This is a genomic window from Kitasatospora phosalacinea (genome assembly GCF_030268885.1).
Lineage (GTDB): Bacteria > Actinomycetota > Actinomycetes > Streptomycetales > Streptomycetaceae > Kitasatospora > Kitasatospora phosalacinea_C.
In genome coordinates this window covers 41,147-58,801 of the sequence record NZ_BSSA01000023.1, presented here as the reverse complement: position 1 = coordinate 58,801, position 17,655 = coordinate 41,147, and the positions used below count along the sequence as shown (strand labels likewise).

14 protein-coding genes are annotated in these 17,655 nt (G+C 73.0%); 11 read left to right on the top strand and 3 right to left on the bottom strand.

All coding sequences use genetic code 11. From position 1 onward, the window contains the following. The first annotated feature begins 1 nt into the window (after window position 1). From QSK52_RS27550 to QSK52_RS27540, 3 genes are all read left to right on the top strand, one after another. On the top strand, window positions 2–1,000 hold the full coding sequence (locus tag QSK52_RS27550) for a carbohydrate ABC transporter permease (RefSeq protein WP_285738869.1): 999 nt from the start codon (window positions 2–4) through the stop codon (window positions 998–1,000). Beyond that, the gene (locus QSK52_RS27545; RefSeq protein WP_285738868.1) at window positions 997–1,839 is read left to right on the top strand and encodes a carbohydrate ABC transporter permease; all 843 of its coding nucleotides are present in this window, start codon (window positions 997–999) and stop codon (window positions 1,837–1,839) included. The genes QSK52_RS27550 and QSK52_RS27545 overlap by 4 nt, the downstream gene beginning before the upstream one ends. A 72-nt stretch (window positions 1,840–1,911) precedes the next feature. After that, window positions 1,912–3,255: a GH1 family beta-glucosidase gene (locus tag QSK52_RS27540; protein WP_285738867.1), complete on the top strand. Its 1,344-nt coding sequence runs from the start codon at window positions 1,912–1,914 to the stop codon at window positions 3,253–3,255. A gap of 91 nt (window positions 3,256–3,346) precedes the next feature. Here the strand turns inward: QSK52_RS27540 and QSK52_RS39715 are convergent, their stop codons facing one another. After that, window positions 3,347–5,038 carry a carbohydrate binding domain-containing protein gene (locus QSK52_RS39715; protein WP_435053390.1) on the bottom strand — a complete coding sequence of 564 codons (1,692 nt, stop codon included), beginning with the start codon at window positions 5,036–5,038 and terminating at the stop codon, window positions 3,347–3,349. A gap of 620 nt (window positions 5,039–5,658) precedes the next feature. On the opposite strand from QSK52_RS39715, the gene QSK52_RS27525 reads away from it, so the two are divergent. Both QSK52_RS27525 and QSK52_RS27520 read left to right on the top strand, forming a co-directional pair. Next, window positions 5,659–7,494, top strand: coding sequence for an alpha-keto acid decarboxylase family protein (locus QSK52_RS27525; RefSeq protein ID WP_285738866.1), 1,836 nt, complete (start codon window positions 5,659–5,661; stop codon window positions 7,492–7,494). 138 nt (window positions 7,495–7,632) lie between these two features. Then, a complete protein-coding gene (locus QSK52_RS27520) occupies window positions 7,633–8,511 on the top strand; it encodes a phosphotransferase family protein (RefSeq protein WP_285738865.1) in 879 nt (292 codons plus the stop codon). 20 nt (window positions 8,512–8,531) lie between these two features. Here the strand turns inward: QSK52_RS27520 and QSK52_RS27515 are convergent, their stop codons facing one another. Continuing rightward, the gene (locus tag QSK52_RS27515; RefSeq protein ID WP_285738864.1) at window positions 8,532–9,839 is read right to left on the bottom strand and encodes an LCP family protein; all 1,308 of its coding nucleotides are present in this window, start codon (window positions 9,837–9,839) and stop codon (window positions 8,532–8,534) included. Between the two features lie 29 nt (window positions 9,840–9,868). After that, entirely contained in the window at window positions 9,869–10,381 is a 513-nt protein-coding gene (locus QSK52_RS27510) for a SigE family RNA polymerase sigma factor (RefSeq protein ID WP_285738931.1), read from the bottom strand. A 234-nt stretch (window positions 10,382–10,615) separates the two neighbouring features. Here QSK52_RS27510 and QSK52_RS27505 point away from each other — a divergent pair, with 234 nt between their 5' ends. The 6 genes from QSK52_RS27505 to QSK52_RS27480 all read left to right on the top strand — a co-directional run bounded on the left by QSK52_RS27505 (window position 10,616) and on the right by QSK52_RS27480 (window position 17,548). After that, window positions 10,616–12,382, top strand: coding sequence for an ABC transporter ATP-binding protein (locus tag QSK52_RS27505; protein ID WP_285738863.1), 1,767 nt, complete (start codon window positions 10,616–10,618; stop codon window positions 12,380–12,382). A 32-nt stretch (window positions 12,383–12,414) separates the two neighbouring features. Continuing rightward, entirely contained in the window at window positions 12,415–12,960 is a 546-nt protein-coding gene (locus QSK52_RS27500; RefSeq protein ID WP_285738862.1) for a GNAT family N-acetyltransferase, read from the top strand. 214 nt (window positions 12,961–13,174) lie between these two features. Next, on the top strand, window positions 13,175–13,792 hold the full coding sequence (locus QSK52_RS27495; RefSeq protein WP_285738861.1) for an SDR family oxidoreductase: 618 nt from the start codon (window positions 13,175–13,177) through the stop codon (window positions 13,790–13,792). A 54-nt stretch (window positions 13,793–13,846) separates the two neighbouring features. Further along, window positions 13,847–14,314, top strand: coding sequence for an SRPBCC domain-containing protein (locus QSK52_RS27490; RefSeq protein ID WP_285738860.1), 468 nt, complete (start codon window positions 13,847–13,849; stop codon window positions 14,312–14,314). A gap of 76 nt (window positions 14,315–14,390) precedes the next feature. Beyond that, entirely contained in the window at window positions 14,391–15,149 is a 759-nt protein-coding gene (locus tag QSK52_RS27485; RefSeq protein WP_285738859.1) for an HAD family hydrolase, read from the top strand. Then, a complete protein-coding gene (locus QSK52_RS27480) occupies window positions 15,146–17,548 on the top strand; it encodes a glycoside hydrolase family 65 protein (RefSeq protein ID WP_285738858.1) in 2,403 nt (800 codons plus the stop codon). The genes QSK52_RS27485 and QSK52_RS27480 overlap by 4 nt, the downstream gene beginning before the upstream one ends. Window positions 17,549–17,655 lie beyond the last annotated feature (107 nt).

Here is a 17,655-nt window from a genome sequence, read left to right as displayed (position 1 = left end):
CGTGCCCGAGAAAGTGATCGACCGCCAGGCCGCCGGCACCGGCAAGGAGGCCGCCCCGCAGGGGGCGGCCCCCGCCCGCCGGCGCCTCCGTGACAAGTTCGGGCGCGGCGCCCTGCCCTACCTGCTGCTGCTCCCGGCCCTGCTGGCCGAACTGCTGATCCACCTGGTGCCGATGGTCACCGGCATCGTGATGGCGTTCAAGCAGCTCACCCAGTTCTTCATCCGCGACTGGTCCTCCGCCCCCTGGTCCGGCTTCGACAACTTCGAGGTGGCGCTGGAGTTCAACGCCCCGGTCGGCAAGGCGCTGCTGCACTCGTTCTGGGTGACCTGCATGTTCACCGTGCTGTCGGTGGGCCTGTCCTGGCTGATCGGCGTGACCGCCTCGATCTTCACCCAGGACGCCTTCCGCGGCCGCGGCCTGCTGCGCGCGGCGTTCATGCTGCCGTACGCGCTGCCGGTGTTCGCAGCCGTGATCACCTGGTCGTTCATGTTCCAGCGGGACACCGGCCTGATCAACCACGTGCTGCACGACCAGCTGCACCTGACCGACGACAAGCCGTTCTGGCTGATCGGCGACAACAGCTTCTGGGCGCTGCTGACCGTCTCGGTCTGGAAGTCCTGGCCGTTCGCCTTCCTCACCCTCACCGCGGGCCTGCAGAACATCCCGCGCGAGCTGTACGAGGCCGCCGCGCTGGACGGCGCGGGCGTGTGGCAGCAGATCCGCCGGATCACCCTGCCCTCGCTGCGCCCGGTCAACCTGGTGCTGGTGCTGGTCCTCTTCCTGTGGACCTTCAACGACTTCAACACGCCGTTCGTGCTGTTCGGCAAGTCCGCCCCGCAGGCCGCGGACCTGATCTCGATCCACATCTACCAGTCCTCCTTCATCACCTGGAACTTCGGCCAGGGCTCGGCGATGTCGGTCCTGCTGCTGCTCTTCCTGCTGCTGGTGACCGCGGTCTACCTGTTCGCCACCAACCGCCGCCGGGAGGAAGCAGAATGATCAACCCGCCCGCCTCCTTCCGCTGGCTGCGCCGCGTCGTGCTGCTGGTGCTGGCCGTCTTCACGCTGACCCCGGTCGCGGTGATGCTGAGCTCCTCGCTCAAGCCGCTGCAGGACGTCCAGGGCCCGTGGCGCTGGATGCCCAGCCACCTGACCCTCCGGCCGTACGTCGACATCTGGAAGACCGTCCCGCTCGCGAAGTACTTCACCAACTCGCTGATCGTCGCGGGCTCGGCCACCGGCCTGTCGGTGCTGATCGCGCTGCTGGCCGGGTACGCGGTGAGCCGCTACCGCTTCCGCGGCAAGAAGGTCTTCACCATCACGGTGCTGTCCACCCAGATGTTCCCCGGCATCCTGTTCCTGCTGCCGCTGTTCCTGATCTTCGTCAACATCGGCAACTCCACCGGCATCGCGCTCTACGGCAGCCGCGGCGGCCTGATCCTCACCTACCTGACCTTCTCGCTGCCGTTCTCCATCTGGATGCTGGCCGGGTACCTGGACTCCATCCCGCGCGACCTCGACGAGGCCGCCGCCGTGGACGGCTGCGGGCCGATCCGCACCCTGGTGCAGATCATCGTCCCGGCCGCCCTGCCCGGCATCATCGCGGTCGCCGTGTACGCCTTCATGACCGCCTGGGGCGAGGTGCTGTTCGCCTCCGTCATGACCAACGACCAGACCCGCACGCTGGCCGTCGGGCTCCAGGGGTACGCCACGCAGACCGACGTCTACTGGAACCAGGTGATGGCCGCCTCGCTGGTCGTCAGCCTCCCCGTGGTCGCCGGATTCCTGCTGCTGCAGCGCTACCTGGTGGCCGGTCTGACCGCCGGGGCCGTCAAGTGAGGCACCGTCAGGGTGCCTCCGACTGACGCCCCGCCAGGACCGCCGCCCCCTCACCCTCGAAAGGACCACCCCGTGAACCACCTCGACGCGCTGCCGGCCAACTTCCGCTGGGGCGCCGCCACCGCCGCCTACCAGATCGAGGGCGCCGCGAGCACCGACGGCCGCGCGCCGTCGATCTGGGACACCTTCTCGCACACCCCGGGCAAGGTCGACAACGGCGACACCGGCGACACGGCCTGCGACCACTACCACCGCTGGCCGCAGGACCTCGACCTGGCCGCCTCGCTCGGCCTGGACGCGTACCGCTTCTCCATCGCCTGGCCCCGGGTCGTCCCGCTGGCCGACGGCCGGGTCAACGCGGCCGGCCTCGACTTCTACGACCGCCTGGTCGACGGCATGCTGGAGCGCGGCCTCACCCCGTTCCCCACCCTCTACCACTGGGACCTCCCGCAGGCCCAGCAGGACCGCGGCGGCTGGCCCGAGCGCGCCACCGCCGAGCGCTTCGCCGAGTACGCGGCCGTGGTCGCCGAGCGCCTCGGCGACCGGGTCCGCGACTGGTGCACCCTCAACGAGCCGCTCTGCTCCTCCTGGATCGGCCACCTGGAGGGCAAGATGGCCCCCGGCCTGACCGACCTCACCGCCGCCGTCCGCACCTCCTACCACCTGCACCTCGGCCACGGCCTCGCCGTCCAGGCGCTGCGCGCCGCCGTCCCCGGCGCCCGGATCGGCATCGTCAACAACCTCTCCACCATCGAGCCCGCCTCGCCGTCCGACGCGGACCTCGCCGCCGCCCGGCGCGCCGACGGCCACATCAACCGCTGGTGGCTCGACCCGGTCCTCGGCCGCGGCTACCCGCAGGACATGGTCGACCTGTACGGCGTCGAACTCCCGGTCCGGGAAGGCGACCTGGAGCTCATCTCGGCCCCGCTCGACTGGGTCGGCCTCAACTACTACTTCCGCCAGATCGTCGCCGACGACCCCACCGGCCCCGTCCCGCACTTCCGCCAGGTCCCCGGCCCCAACCCCGAGCGCACCGCCATGGACTGGGAGGTGCACGCCCCCGGCATCGAGGAGCTCCTGCTGCGCCTCACCGAGGACTACGGCGTCCGCGAGATCTACGTGACCGAGAACGGCTCCGCCTACCGCGACACCGTCACCGCCGACGGCCGCGTCGACGACCCCGAGCGCACCGCCTACCTCGAGTCCCACCTCGCCGCCTGCGCCCGCGCCGTCGCCAAGGGCGCCCCGCTGGCCGGCTACTTCGCCTGGTCCCTGCTCGACAACTTCGAGTGGGCGTACGGCTACGACAAGCGCTTCGGCCTGATCCACGTCGACTACGACACCCAGGTCCGCACCCTCAAGGCCAGCGGCGAACGCTACGCCCAGCTCATCGCCGCCCACCGCGCCCGCGCCTGACGGGCCCGCGGGGGGAGAGGGGCAGGGCCCCGGGAGCACCCAACGCTCCCGGGGCCCTGCCCGTGTCGCACTTTCTACCAGCTGCCGGGCGTCAGCGGCCCTGCAGGGCCTTGACGTTGTCGCCGAAGGTCCAGCCCTTCGAGCCGTCCCAGTTGATCGACCAGGTCATCAGGCCCTTCAGCTGGCCGTTGAAGGAGCCGTAGGCCTGCGAGACCAGGCTGGGGGCCATGTAGCCGCCGCCCGCGCCCGACTGGGCCGGGAGGCCGGGGACCTGCTTGTCGTAGGGGACCTTGATCGTGGTGCCCTGGATGGTCAGGCCGTTGTTGAGGCAGGTGGTCTGGGCGGTGAAGCCCTGGACGGTGCCGGCCGAGTAGGAGTCGCCGGAGCAGCCGTACATCGAGCCGTTGTAGTACTGCATGTTCAGCCACCACAGCCGGCCGTTGTCCACGTACTTCTTGATGATCGGCAGGTACGAGCCCCAGATGGAGCCGTAGGTGACGCTGCCGCCGGTGACGTACGCGGTCTCCGGGGCCATGGTCAGGCCGAAGCCGGCCGGCATCTGGCCCAGGACGCCGTCGATGATGCGGATCAGGTTGGACTGCGAGGCGGACAGGGTGCCGATGCTGCCGCTGCCGGACAGGCCGGTCTCGATGTCGATGTCGATGCCGTCGAAGTTGTACTTCTTCAGGATCGGCACGATGGTGGCGACGAACTTGTCGGCCACCGCGCTGGAGCTCAGGTCGATGCCCGCGGCGGCGCCGCCGATCGACATCAGGACGGTCGCGCCGTTGGCCTTGGCCTGGCACATCTCGGCGGGGGTGGGCACCTTGACGCCGGTGTCCATGCCGTCCTGCCAGAGCACGGTGCCGTCGGAGAGGATCACCGGGAACGCGGTGGTGAGCACGTTGTAGCCGTGCTGGCCGATCCGGCTGTCGGTGATCGGGGTCCAACCGAGGCCCGGGTGCACGCCGTTGGAGGCGCCGTCCCAGTTCTCCCAGTAGCCCTGCAGGACCTTGCCGGTCGGCCGGGGCTTGGTGGCGCAGGTGACGTCGCCCGAGGTGGCGCTGCTGGACGGGCTCGGCGAGGCGCTGGTGGAGTTCGACGGGGACGGGCTCGGCGAGCCGCCGGTGGACTGCGACGGGGACGGCGACGGGCTCGGCGAGCCGCCGGTGGACTGCGACGGCGACGGCGAGGGGCTGCCGCTGCCGCCGGGGCCGCTGAGCACCAGGTCGTCCGCGTAGAACGCGGGCTGGCCGTACCAGCCGTGCACGAAGACGGTCACCGAGGTGGTGGACGCGCCGGTGGAGAAGGTGGTGCTGAGCTGGCCGTACGAGGCGTTGCCCGGGGCCCAGGTGGAGGCGTTCACGCCGGTGCCGGTGGCGCCGAGGTAGACGTAGCTGCCCTGGACGAAGCCGCTCAGGGTGTACTGCGAGTTGGGCTGCACGCTGATGGTCTGCGAGCACTGCGCGGTGTCCTGGCCGGTGGGGGTGGCCTTGAGCGCGGAGGTGCCGCCGTGCACCGGGCTGCTGACGACCGTGGCGCCGGAGCCGCTGGTGCAGGTCCAGTTGGCGAGGCCGCTCTCGAAGCCGGGGTTGGCGACCAGGTTGGCGACGTCGGCGGAGGCGGTGACCGAGCCGGCCACGGCGAGGCCGGTGCCGATCACGGCGGCGGCGCTGACCCCGGCCAGCGTGCGCCGGGCGGCGCTCGGGCCGGAGCGGGCGTGGCTGACCCGCGACGCCTGGGCGGCGCGCTCCACGGGCGTGTGCGACCTTCGACGGAACATCGTGCTCCCTTCCCGCCGAAACACCTGGTCATGGGCATGACCAAAGCTGTGGGGGCGCGGTGCCCGGCTGTGGGTGAGGTGGGGACATGTGGGGGGTTGTGCCCAGCCGGATCGTAGGAGCGGGCGCAAGGGGCGTCAATAGGTCTGGACCAATAGCGAGGGTCTGGACCACATCGACGCCGCGCCCGACGTGGTCCACGGGGTGGTCGGCACGCCCGAGCACCTGCGGGGGCGGTGGTCGGACGGGGCGGAGCTCCAGCCGGTGCCCGGTGGCACCGGGGCCGTCACCTTCGGCGACCGGCCCGCACCGGACGCGAAGGTCGCCCCGCCCCGGTTCTGCACCCGGTCCCGGGGCGGGGCGGGAGCCAGCCCCCCGGAATCCGTTCGCTGACACACGATCGGCCCGCCGGAAGGCTTCGAAAGGCTTCGGAAGGCCGATGCCCGTTGGCGGCGGGCGGGGCGGCCCGGTTACGTTGGGCGTCGGACCGATCACGTGGGGTGGTCGGATCCGCCCGTCCCCGAGGAGCCCGAGCGCGGCCAGGGCCTCCGCCCTCCCCGCCGCCCGGTCGAGTGCGCCCGGTCGGGCTCCGCCGGCACCACCACGAGGAGGCAGCACGCCGATGAGCAGCACCGACGAATGGACGGTCGGCCGTTACCTGGCGACCAGGCTCGAACAGTTGGGCATCCGCCACGTCTTCGGCGTGCCGGGCGACCTGCTCGGACCGTTCCTGACGGTCATGCAGGAGACCACCGCGGTGCGCTGGGTCGGCACCCCCACCGAGCTGGGGGCCGGTTGCGCCGCCGACGCCTACGCCCGGGTGCGGCTCGCCGACGCCGACGCCGACCGGCCCGAGCAGGGCGTCGCCGCCGTGGGGGTGACGTACGGCGTGGGTGCGTTCAGCCTGCTCAACGCGGTCGGCGGCGCGTACGTCGAGGACGTCCCGCTGATCGTGGTCAACGGGGCGCCGTCCTACGAGCAGTGGCTCAACTTCCAGGCGGTGGGCCTGTTGACCACCCACATGAGCCCGCGGCGGGAGAGCAACCTGGAGGTCTACCGGCAGGTCACGGTGGACGCGCAGGTCCTGTCCAACCCGGGGCTGGCGCCCTCGCAGATCGACAGCGCGATCACCGCCTGCCTGACCGAGCGCAAGCCGGTCTACCTGGAGGTCATGGAGGACCTCTGGCGGGCGCCCTGCGACGCCCCGCAGGGGCGGCTCCGGGCGCAGGAGCGGCCGTTCACCGAGCGGAACCGGAGCATCCTGGACAAGGCCGTCGCGGCGGCGGTGGAACTGATCACGGAGTTCGGCACGCCGATCGTCTGGGCGGGCGAGGAGCTCGTGCGCCACCGGCTGGAGCGGGAGCTCCTGGAGTTCGTCGAGGCCACCGAGATGCAGTTCTGCACCACGGTCGGCGCCAAGTCCGTGGTGTCCGAGCGGCACCCGCGGTTCGCCGGCGTCTACAACGGCAAGGCGAGCCTGCCGGAGATCCGCAGGACCTTCAAGAACGCCGGCTGCCGGATCGGCCTGGGGACGTGGTCCACGTCCAAGAACCTCAACGGCGAGCAGTCCATCGGTGACGACTGGATCGTGGCGGCCCGCGGCGGCGTCAGCGTCGGCGCCCAGTACTTTCCGGACGTCCAGCTCGGCCGTTTCGTACCGGCGTTGCAGGCCGCACTGGCGGGCCGGACGTTCCCCGCCGACCACTTCGCGCTGGCCCACGAGGCGGGTCTGGACGTCCCGTCCACCACCGCCGAGTTCCTGGACTCGCTGAGCTCCGAGTACGGGGCCCGGACCGAACTGACCTACGACAGCTTCTTCGAGCGCATCAACCACTTCCTGCAGTACCAGGCCACCGGCGGCGACCCGCAGGCCGTCCCGCCGTTCACGGTGGTCTCGGACGCGGCGTTCGCGCTGCTCGGCTCGATGAACCTGCGGATCGCCGAGCGGGCCGGCTACCTGGCGCAGAACAGCTGGCTGTCCATCGGCTACTCCGTCGGCGCGGCCACCGGAGTGGCGCTCGGCCGGCAGCAGCCGCTGAGGCGCCCGCTGGTCTTCGTCGGCGACGGCTCGTTCCAGGAGAGCTGCCAGGAACTGTCCACCCACGTCCGCCACCATCTGCGGCCGGTGGTCTTCGTCCTCGACAACGAGGGCTTCTACGGCATCGAGCAGATGCTGGTCAGCCCCTGCTACTACGAGGGGAAGCCGTCCGACGGGGCCGACTTCTACAACGTGCTGCACCCGTGGCGCTACGAGAAGCTGGCGGAGGTCTTCGGCTCGGAGAAGGACCGGATGCACGGCTTCGAACTCCGCACCCACGCCGAGCTCGACTCCCTGCTCGCCGACCTCGCCGACCCCGGCAACGACCTCAACCACGCCCCGGTCCTCGCCCGCGTCCGCCTCAGCCGGCACGACTACCCCAGGGCCCTCCAGTACAAGATCGACGAGAACTGCCACTGACCCGCCACCGGCCCGCCGCGCCCCCTCCGGCGCACCGGGCGCCCCGGGCCGCGTGCCCCCGTACGCCCTTCCCGCCCCGCCGGGGCCGCGCGGCACACTGGGCGGCGGCCCCGGACGCCGAACGGAACGAGCCGAGACGTGGACTGCCTCACCCCTGCCGCCCTGCTCGCCGAGGCGTGCGCCGCCGCCGGGCGGCCCAGCGCCGGGGCGCAGTTGATCCGGGCGGGCGAGAACACCCTGTGGCGGCTGCCCGGCGGGGTGGTCGCCCGGATCGGGCGGCCCGGTCAACTCGCGGCGGCACAGAAGGAGCTGACCGTCGCCCGGTGGCTGCACCGGCACCGGGTGCCCGCCGTCCGGCCGCTCGACCACCCGGCCGCACCGCTGGCCGTCCGCGGCCGCCCGGCCACCTTCTGGTACGAGCTGCCGCCGCACCGGCCCGGCACCGCGACCGAGTTGGCCACCGCGCTGCGACGCCTGCACCGACTGCCGCCGCCCGAGGGCGGGTTGGGCCCCCTCGACCCGTTCGTCCGGCTCCCCGAGCGGATCGACGCCGCCGACCTGGACCGCGACCACCGCCGACGGCTGCACGCCCGGCTCGCCGAACTGCGCACCGCCTGGCGGGAGATCGCCCTCCCGGCCGGGGAACCGCGGGTCGTCCACGGCGACGCCTGGAGCGGCAACCTCGCGGTCACCGCCACCACCGCCCACCTGCTGGACTTCGAACGCACCGCCCTCGGCCCGGTCGAGTGGGACCTGACCACCACCGCCGTCGGCCGCCACACCTTCGGCACCGTCCCGCCCGAGACGTACGCCGCGTTCTGCGCCGCGTACGGCGCCGACGTCACCGAGTCGCCCGGCTACCCGGTGCTCCGCGACATCCGCGAACTGCGGCTCACCTGCTACGCGTTGCAGCAGTCCGGCACCGACCCGCGCCACCGCGCCCAGGCCCGCCACCGCCTGGCCTGCCTGCTCGGCGAGCACGGGCCCCGCCCCTGGGGCTGGACGCCGCTCGGCTGAGCGGCGGCCGGTGCCGACCCTCAGTCCACGCAGGGCACCCCGCCCAGCTCCACCGGCCCCGGCAGGTAGCGCACGGTCGCGGGAGCGCCGGTGGCGGACGGGACGGACGGCGTGGACGGCGCGGACGGCGCGGGGGAGGCCGGGGCGTCGGGCGGGGCCGGGGCGTCGCCGAGCAGGATGCTCCGGGCCGCCCCCTCCACCGCCAGGAAGCCGTCGCCGTCGTTCTCGGTCACCGGCAGCGTGCGGAGGGTGCCCTTCCCGGCGGCCAGCGCCGGGACCTGGCGGACGAAGTCCACCGGGCTCCAGCCCTGGTCCACCACCAGGCTGCCGTCCAGCGCCCGGTACAGGGCGTTGAGCCGGGCGGCGTCCGCCAGCGTCCCGCCGGCGCGCAGCTTCTCCACCACCCCGGCCAGGAACGCCTGGGCCCGCCGGGTGCGCTCCAGGTCGCTGCCCCCGCCGAGGCCGCGCCGCTGCCGGACGAAGGCGAGTGCCTGGGCCGCCCCCAACTCCTGCCGCCCGGACGGGAGGTGGACCCCGCTGTACGGGTCGTCCACCGGGTGGTTCAGGCAGACCGGAACGCCGCCGAGGGCCTGTGCGGTGCGGTAGAAGCCGACCATCGACACCTCCGCGTAGTGGTCGACCCGGACGTCGGCCAGCCGCTCCACCGACTTGAGCAGCGCCAGGCGCCCCGCCTCCTTGGCGCGGGTGCGGAGCGCCTCGCCCGACACGCCGTCGTCGGCCAGGCTCTTCAGCGCGGTCCGTTCGGCGTCCGGGTAGAGCTGGTTCAGCAGCACCGTCCTGCCGTCGGTGTCCTTCACCAGCACGTCCCGGGGCAGCGACAGCTCCCGCACCTCGCCGCCGCCCGCCGGGATGTGCACCAGCATCATGGTGTCGGTGACGCCCGGCCGGCCCGCCGCTCCCGCCGCGCCGCTGTGCAGGTCGCCGCGGAGCAGTTCCTCCGGCACCGGTTCGCCCCGCGCGTCCAGGGCGCTGTCGGTGCCGACCAGCAGCACCGTCACCCCGTCGGACAGCGGCGCCGGGACCTGGTCCGGGCCCGAGTGGGCCAGCTCCACCACCGAGGTCCGCTCCCCGGGGAGGTCGCGCGGCGCCACCAGCACCCCCGTCCCGACCGCGATCGCCGCGGTCAGCGCCCCCGCCAGCAGCACCGTGCGCCGCCGCCTGGCCCGCTTGCGCCGCCGCCCGGCGGCCAGCCCGCCGTCGACCAGCCGGGCCGTCACCTCGGGCTCCGGCCCGCCGCCCGTCAGCCCGAACGCCGCCCCCAACTGCACCTCGAACTCCCCGTCACCGTCGTCCGTCCCGCCGTTCACTGCCCCACTCCGTCCGTCGCGTTCCGGGTTCACCGCGCCACCAGCTCCGCCAGGTCGCCGCCCAGCAGCCCGCGCAGCTTGGCCAGTGCCCGCGAGCACCTGGTCCGCACCGCCGCCGAGCTGTCCTTCACGATCGCCGCGGTCTCCTCCACGCTGCGGTCCTCCCAGTACCTGAGCACCACCACCGCCCGGTCCCGGGGCGGCAGTTGGGAGAGCGCCTCGACCAGCGCGAGCCGCAGCGCCGAGTCCGGCCCGTCCTCGGCGACCTCCGGCAGCAGCCGGCTGGGCCGCTCACTGCTGCTGCGCCGCCGCTGGTGGGTCAGGTACGCCCGGACCAGCACGGTCTGCGCGTACCCGGCCGGGTTGTCGATCCGCCCGGCCCAGCTCGGCCGGCTCAGCCGGTGCCAGTGCGCGTACATCTGCCCCAGGGTGTCCTGCACCAGGTCCTCCGACAGGTGGGTGTCCCCGCCGGTGAGGAAGTACGCCGAGCGGTAGAGCTGCCCGGTCCGGGCCGTCGCGAACGCGACGAACTCCTCCTCCATGGCGGCCTGCCGTCGCGCCGTGCCCACTCTCGTCTCCCCGCTCTCGCCCGATCCGCCCTATGACGGTCCGGGGCGCCGGGATGTTTCACCCGCGGCCCGATCCGTCGCGCAGGACCCGTGGAACGCGTCCGTCCGTGGAGTATCACTGTCCGGTTGCGGACAGCCTCGGCACCCCCGCCCGCTGGAAGGATGGGACGGCACCGCCTCGCTCGTACCCCGTACTGGAGTCCCCCCATGGCCCTGCCCGACGGATCGCTCAGCCACCGCTACCGCGGCGAGCACCCCGTCCGCACCCTGCTGTTCCTCTTCCGCCCCGACCGCGCCCGGGTCCTCGGCGCGGTCGGCGTCTTCTTCGCCAAGCACGCCCCGGTCTGGCTGCTGCCCCTGATCACCGCCAACATCGTCGACGTGGTGGTCAAGCACCGCGACGTATCCGTGCTGTGGTGGAACTCCGCCGTCCTGCTGGCCATCCTGCTGCTCAACCTGCCCCTGCACATGCTGTACGTGCACTGGATGCACGGCTCGATCCGCCGGACGGGCACCCGGCTGCGCTCCGCGCTGTGCCACCGGATGCAGCAGCTGTCCATCGGCTACCACTCCCGGGTCAGCGCGGGCGTCCTGCAGGCCAAGGTGATCCGGGACGTCGAGGGCATCGAGACCGCCTCCCAGCAGACCGCCGACAACGGCCTGGCCGCGATCGCCACCCTGCTCGGCGGCCTGGTCGTGATCGCGGTCCAGACCCCCGCCTTCCTGCCGGTCTTCCTGGTCCTCGTCCCCGCCAGCGCCCTGCTGGTGGTCCGGCTGCGCGAGCGGCTGCGCAGCCAGAACGAGTCCTTCCGCCGCGAGGTCGAGCAACTCTCCTCCCGCATCGGCGAGATGACCACCCTGATCCCGATCACCCGGGCGCACGGCCTGGAGCGCACCGCGCTGCGCCGGGTCGACCGCACCCTGGGCCGGGTCCTCGACGAGGGCCTGCGGCTCGACCTGCTCAACGGCCGCTTCGGCTCGATGTCCTGGATCCTGCTCAACGCGATCGGCGTCGGCTGCCTGGCCGGCTCCGCGCTGGTCGCCTACTACGGCTGGATGGACGTCACCCCCGGCGCCGTCGTCATGCTCAGCGCCTACTTCTCCTCCCTCACCGGCTCCGTCACCACCCTGCTCACCCTCACCCCGCAGCTCGGCAAGGGCCTGGCCTCGGTCCGCTCGGCCGGCGAGGTGCTGCAGGCCCCCGACCTGGAGGAGAACTCCGGCAAGGCGGAGGTCACGGGCGTCACCGGCCGGATCGACTTCCAGGGCGTCGGCCACAGCTACCCCGGCGCGGACGCCCCGTCCGTCACCGGCTTCGACCTCTCCGTCCGCCCCGGCGAGACCATCGCCCTGGTCGGCGCGTCCGGCGCGGGCAAGTCCACCGTCCTCAACCTGGTGATCGGCTTCCTGCGCCCCACCGAGGGCCGGATCCTGCTCGACGGCCGCGACATGGAGGAGCTGGACCTGCGCTCCTACCGGAAGTTCCTCTCCGTCGTCCCGCAGGAGTCCATCCTGTTCGAGGGCAGCATCCGGGAGAACGTCACCTACGGCATGAAGGACGTCCCCGAGGAGACCGTCCTCGCCGCCCTGCGCGACGCCAACGCCCTGGAGTTCATCGAACGCCTTCCCGACGGCCTCGACACCGTGGTCGGCGAACGCGGCGCCCGCCTCTCCGGCGGCCAGAAGCAGCGCCTGGCCATCGCCCGCGCCCTGATCCGCGACCCGCGCGTCCTCGTCCTGGACGAGGCCACCTCCGCCCTGGACTCCCGCTCCGAGGCGCTCGTCCAGCAGGCCCTGGCCCGCCTGGTGCGCGGCCGCACCGTCTTCGTGGTCGCCCACCGCCTCTCCACCATCCGCGGCGCCGACCGGATCGTCGTCATGCACGACGGACGCATCGCCGAGATCGGCTCGCACGCCGAACTCCTGCGCACCGGCGGCCCGTACGCCGGCCTGCAGGCCGCCCAGCTCGCCTGAACCACCCCCGTCACGGAACAGGACCACCCCGCATGACCGACCCGCTCAGCGGCAGACTCGTCCGACTCAGGGAACTCCGCGAGACCGACCTCCCCCGCCTCACCGCCTGGTGGCGCGAACCCGGCCTCGCCATCCAGCAGGTCACCGGACCCGTCCACCCGCAGCCCGACGCCCGGCTCGCCGACATGTTCCGCTCCTGGAGCCAGAACACCGGCACCGACCTCGGCCTCTCCGTCGAGACCCTCGACACCGGCGACCTGGCCGGCCACGTCACCCTCTACGGCGCCACCCCCAAGGACCGCTGCGCCACCCTCGCCATCATCATCGGCCCGCCCCACCAGGACCGCGGCCTCGGCACCGACGTCCTGCGCACCACCATCCGCTACGGCTTCGCCGAACTCGGCCTCCACCGCATCGAACTCACCGTCAACAGCTACAACACCCGCGCCCTCGCCGCCTACCGCCGGGCCGGCTTCACCGAGGAGGGCCGTCGCCGCGAAGCGGTCTTCCGCGCGGGCAGCTGGCACGACCAGGTCCAGATGGGCGTCCTCTCCACCGAGTGGCACGAGGACGCCTGACGGAGGATTCCCGGCGAAGGACGGAGGGCGAAACCGGGGAGCGCGAGGAACTGCGCGGCCAACCGTGCACACCAGCCGGATCGCGACGCAGGACGATCACTTGCACCATCGCGATCTTGCTGACGTGCGGCTCCCGAAGCGCGCAGTTCCCCGCGCCCCCGGCTTCGCGCTCCCGGCATGCCGGGCCCCGGCGCCGCGGGTAGCGTCGCGTTCCATGGACGTGGTGATCGCAGGTGGGCACGGCAAGATCGCGTTGCGGCTCTCGAAGCTGCTCTCCGCCCGGGGCGACGCCGTCGCCGGGCTGATCCGCAACCCGGCACAGGCGGCGGACCTGCGCGCGGCGGGGGCCAGGCCGGTGGTGTGCGACCTGGAGTCGGCCCCGGTGGAGGAGCTGGCGGAGCACCTCGCGGGCGCCGACGCGGTGGTGTTCGCGGCGGGGGCGGGGCCGAACAGCGGGGCGGCGCGGAAGGAGACCGTCGACCGGGACGGGGCGGTGCTGCTGGCGGACGCGGCGCGGCGGGCGGGGGTGCGGCGGTACCTGCTGGTGTCCTCGATGGGCCTGGACAGGATCGGCGACCCGGCCCTCACCCCGGAGTTCGACGCGTACCTGAGGGCGAAGCGGGCGGCGGAGGAGGCGGTGAAGGACCGCCCGCTGGACTGGACGGTCCTGCGCCCGGCGGCGCTGACCGACGCCCCGACCGAGCGGCACGCCCACCTCGCCCCGCCGCCGAACCGCTTCGGCGAGGTCTCCCGGGACGAGGTGGCGCACACCCTGGTCCGGCTGCTGGACGACCCGTCGACGGTCCACCAGACCCTGGAGCTCACGACCTGACCGCGGTTGCCCGGCCCGCCGCCGGGCGGGATGGTGGTGGTTGAGGTGAGTGCGATGGCCGAGATCGCCCTGCAGGTCGACGTCGCGGCGCCCCGGGAGCGGCTGCTCGCGGCGCTGGACACCCGGGAGGGGCTGGCCTCCTGGTGGACCACCGAGCTGGACCGGGACGGCGAGGACCTGCTGTTCACGGTGCCGGACGCCCCGCAGCCGCTGCGCCTGCGCCGGGAGCGCGCGGACCTGGAGCGGGTGGCCTGGCGCAGCGTCGGGGTCTTCCCGCCGGCCTGGCAGGGCACCACGGTGACCTGGGACTTCTTCGACCACCCGGACGGCGCGCGGCAGTCGTTGCTGCTGCTGCGCCACCTGGGCTGGGCGGTGGACGCGGGCCCCGCGGTGCCGGTGGCGGCGGGCCGCTGGGCCGAGTTGGTCGTCCGGTTGAAGGACTACGCGCAGAGCGGCCGCCCGCAGCCGCTGTTCGTCCCGGAGCCGCACCCGCACCCGGGGGTGCACGCGGAGGCGGACTGAGGGCGTGCGCGGGGTGCGACGCGCCGGTTCCGGCGATGACCGGCATGGAGCGGGGCGTACGGGTGAGACTGGCTGCATGTTGGGACTTCCGGACCGCATCAAGGCCTTCCTGTTCGACCTGGACGGGGTGCTGACCCAGACCGCGAAGGTGCACGCCGCGGCCTGGAAGGACATGTTCGACACCTTCCTGCGCGCCGAAGCGGCCCGCACCGGGGCCGAGTTCGTGCCGTTCGACCCGGTCCGCGAGTACGACCGGTACGTGGACGGGCGGCCCCGGCTGGACGGCACCCGGCAGTTCCTGGCCTCGCGCGGGATCGAGCTGCCCGAGGGCACCCCGCAGGACCCGCCGGGCACCCGCACCGTCAACGGCCTGTCCAGCGCGAAGAACGACACCGTGCTGCGGATGATCCACGAGCAGGGCGTGCAGCCGTACGACGGCTCGGTGGCGTACCTGCACCGGCTGCGCGAGCTGGGGCTGCCGCGCGCGGTGGTCTCGTCCAGCGCGAACTGCCGTGACGTGCTGCGGGCCGCCGGGATCGACGACCTGTTCGAGGTGGTGGTGGACGGGCTGACCGCGGCCCGCGACCACCTGGCGGGCAAGCCCGCGCCGGACACCTTCCTGGCGGCCGCGCAGCAGCTGGGGGTGGCCCCGGAGCACGCCGCGGTGTTCGAGGACGCGCTGGCGGGCGTCGCGGCCGGCCGGGCGGGCGGTTTCGGCGCGGTGGTGGGCGTGAACCGCACGGGCCAGGCGCAGGCGCTGCGCGAGCACGGCGCCTCGCTGGTGGTCGACGACCTGTCCCAGTTGCTGGAGGAGCACGGAGGGGAGCGCGGATGAGCCCGTCGGAGGCGTTCACCGTCGACCCGTGGGGGATCGCCGAGCACGGCCTGGACCTGCCCGGGCAGGCCCGCGCCGAGTCGGTGTTCGCGCTGTCCAACGGCCACATCGGGCTGCGCGGCAACCTGGACGAGGGCGAGCCGCACGGCCTGCCCGGCACCTACCTGAACGGCGTGTTCGAGCTGCGCCCGCTGCCGTACGCGGAGAGCGGCTACGGCTTCCCGGAGTCCGGGCAGAGCGTCATCAACGTCACCAACGGCAAGCTGATCCGGCTGCTGGTCGACGACGAGCCGTTCGACCTGCGCTACGGCGAGCTGCGCAGCCACCTGCGGACGCTGGACTTCCGGGACGGCATCCTGCGCCGGGAGGCGGAGTGGACCTCGCCGGCCGGGCGGACGGTGCGGGTGACCTCCTCCCGGCTGGTGTCGCTGACCCAGCGGGCGGTGTGCGCGATCGACTACACGGTGGAGGCCGTGGACGGGCCGGTGCGGATCGTGCTGCAGTCCGAGCTGGTCGCCAACGAGCAGCTGCCGGGCGGCGCGGGCGACGGCGACCCGCGGGCGGCGGCCGTGCTGGAGGCCCCGCTGGCCGCGGAACTGCGGCACGCCGACGGCACCAAGGGCGTGCTGGTGCACCGCACCCGGTTCTCCGGGCTGCGGGTCGCGGCCGGCATCGACCACGTGATCGACGGCCCGGAGCGGATCGACACCGCCGCCGAGTGCTCCGACGACCAGGCCCGGATCACCGCGACCACGGTGCTGAACGCCGGGCAGAAGCTGCGCCTGGTCAAGTACGTCGCGTACGGCTGGTCGGCGACCCGTTCGCTGCCCGCCGTCCGGGACCAGGTGGAGGCGGCGCTGACCGCGGCCCGGTACACCGGCTGGGACGGGCTGGTGGCCGAGCAGAAGGAGTACCTGGGCCGGTTCTGGAGCGACAACGACATCGAGATCGAGGGCGACGTCGAGCTCCAGCAGGCCGTCCGGTTCGCGATGTTCCACGTGCTGCAGGCGGGCGCCCGCAGCGAGGAGCGGGCCATCCCGGCCAAGGGCCTGACCGGCCCCGGCTACGACGGGCACTCGTTCTGGGACACCGAGACCTTCGTGCTGCCGGTGCTCACCTACTGCCTGCCGGACGCGGTCAAGCAGGCGCTGCGCTGGCGGCACACCACGCTGCCGATGGCCCGCGAGCGGGCGGCCCAACTCGGCCTGGCGGGCGCGGTGTTCCCGTGGCGGACGATCCGCGGCGAGGAGTGCTCCGGGTACTGGCCGGCCGGCACCGCGGCGTTCCACATCGGGGCGGACATCGCGGCCGCCGTGGTCCGCTACGTCCGGGCCACCGGCGACACCGAGTTCGAGCGCACCCACGGCCTGGAGCTGCTGGTGGAGACCGCCCGGATGTGGCGCTCGCTGGGCCACCACGACGCCAAGGGCAACTTCCGGATCGAGGGCGTCACCGGGCCCGACGAGTACTCGGCGGTCGCCGACAACAACGTGTTCACCAACGTGATGGCGCAGTCCAACCTGTGGAACGCGGCGAACACCGCGCTGAAGTACCGGCACGAGTCCTCGCTGCTCGGGGTGGACACCGAGGAGGCCGCGGCCTGGCGGGACGCCGCCGACAAGATGTTCATCCCGTACGACGAGCAGATCGGCGTGCACCCGCAGGCCGACGGGTTCACCGACCACCAGATGTGGGACTTCGAGGCCACCCCGGCGGAGAAGTACCCGCTGCTGCTGCACTACCCGTACTTCGACCTGTACCGCAAGCAGGTGGTCAAGCAGGCCGACCTGGTGCTCGCCATGCAGGTCCGCGGCGACGTGTTCACGCCGGAGCAGAAGGCCCGCAACTTCGCCTACTACGAGCAGCTGACCGTCCGCGACTCCTCGCTCTCCGCCTGCACCCAGGCGGTGATCGCCGCCGAGGTCGGGCAGCTCGACCTGGCCTACGACTACACCGCCGAAGCCGCCCTGATGGACCTGCACGACCTCGGCGGCAACACCCGCGACGGCCTGCACATGGCCTCGCTGGCCGGGGCCTGCATCGCCCTGGTCGCCGGGTTCGGCGGGCTGCGCGACCACACCGAGCTGCTGTCCTTCCGGCCCCGGCTGCCCGCCGGGCTGCAGCGGCTGCGCTTCTCGATGAGCGTGCGCGAGCACCTGCTGCAGGTCGACATCACCCACGCCACCACCACCTACACGCTGCGGCGCGGCAGCGTGCTGCCCGTCCTGCACGACGACGAGCAGTTGCGGATCGAGGCCGGCAAGCCCGTCCGCCGCCCCACCGCGCAGATCCCCGACCCCGGCGAACGCCCCGTCCAGCCGCCCGGCCGGGCCCCCGCCCGGCGGCACGGCCAGGCGGGCGTCAAGGTCGGGACGGTCGACCACCTGCCCGCCGAGTAGCGCCCTGGGCCGGTCGGATGAACGTACGTGTACCGATCTGACCTTACGTCAACACTCCCTGCACCCCCGTGAACCGGCGGGTGCGGGGAGTCCGCCTTCCGCCTCCG

What these genes read in the sequence shown, in the direction of transcription:
- QSK52_RS27545 (WP_285738868.1), top strand. Translation starts at nt 997, where the DNA reads ATGATCAACCCGCCCGCCTCCTTCCGCTGGCTGCGCCGCGTCGTGCTG.
- QSK52_RS39715 (WP_435053390.1), bottom strand. Translation starts at nt 5,038, where the DNA reads ATGTTCCGTCGAAGGTCGCACACGCCCGTGGAGCGCGCCGCCCAGGCG.
- QSK52_RS27525 (WP_285738866.1), top strand. Translation starts at nt 5,659, where the DNA reads ATGAGCAGCACCGACGAATGGACGGTCGGCCGTTACCTGGCGACCAGG.
- QSK52_RS27510 (WP_285738931.1), bottom strand. Translation starts at nt 10,381, where the DNA reads ATGGAGGAGGAGTTCGTCGCGTTCGCGACGGCCCGGACCGGGCAGCTC.
- QSK52_RS27505 (WP_285738863.1), top strand. Translation starts at nt 10,616, where the DNA reads ATGGCCCTGCCCGACGGATCGCTCAGCCACCGCTACCGCGGCGAGCAC.
- QSK52_RS27500 (WP_285738862.1), top strand. Translation starts at nt 12,415, where the DNA reads ATGACCGACCCGCTCAGCGGCAGACTCGTCCGACTCAGGGAACTCCGC.
- QSK52_RS27495 (WP_285738861.1), top strand. Translation starts at nt 13,175, where the DNA reads ATGGACGTGGTGATCGCAGGTGGGCACGGCAAGATCGCGTTGCGGCTC.
- QSK52_RS27490 (WP_285738860.1), top strand. Translation starts at nt 13,847, where the DNA reads ATGGCCGAGATCGCCCTGCAGGTCGACGTCGCGGCGCCCCGGGAGCGG.
- QSK52_RS27485 (WP_285738859.1), top strand. Translation starts at nt 14,391, where the DNA reads ATGTTGGGACTTCCGGACCGCATCAAGGCCTTCCTGTTCGACCTGGAC.
- QSK52_RS27480 (WP_285738858.1), top strand. Translation starts at nt 15,146, where the DNA reads ATGAGCCCGTCGGAGGCGTTCACCGTCGACCCGTGGGGGATCGCCGAG.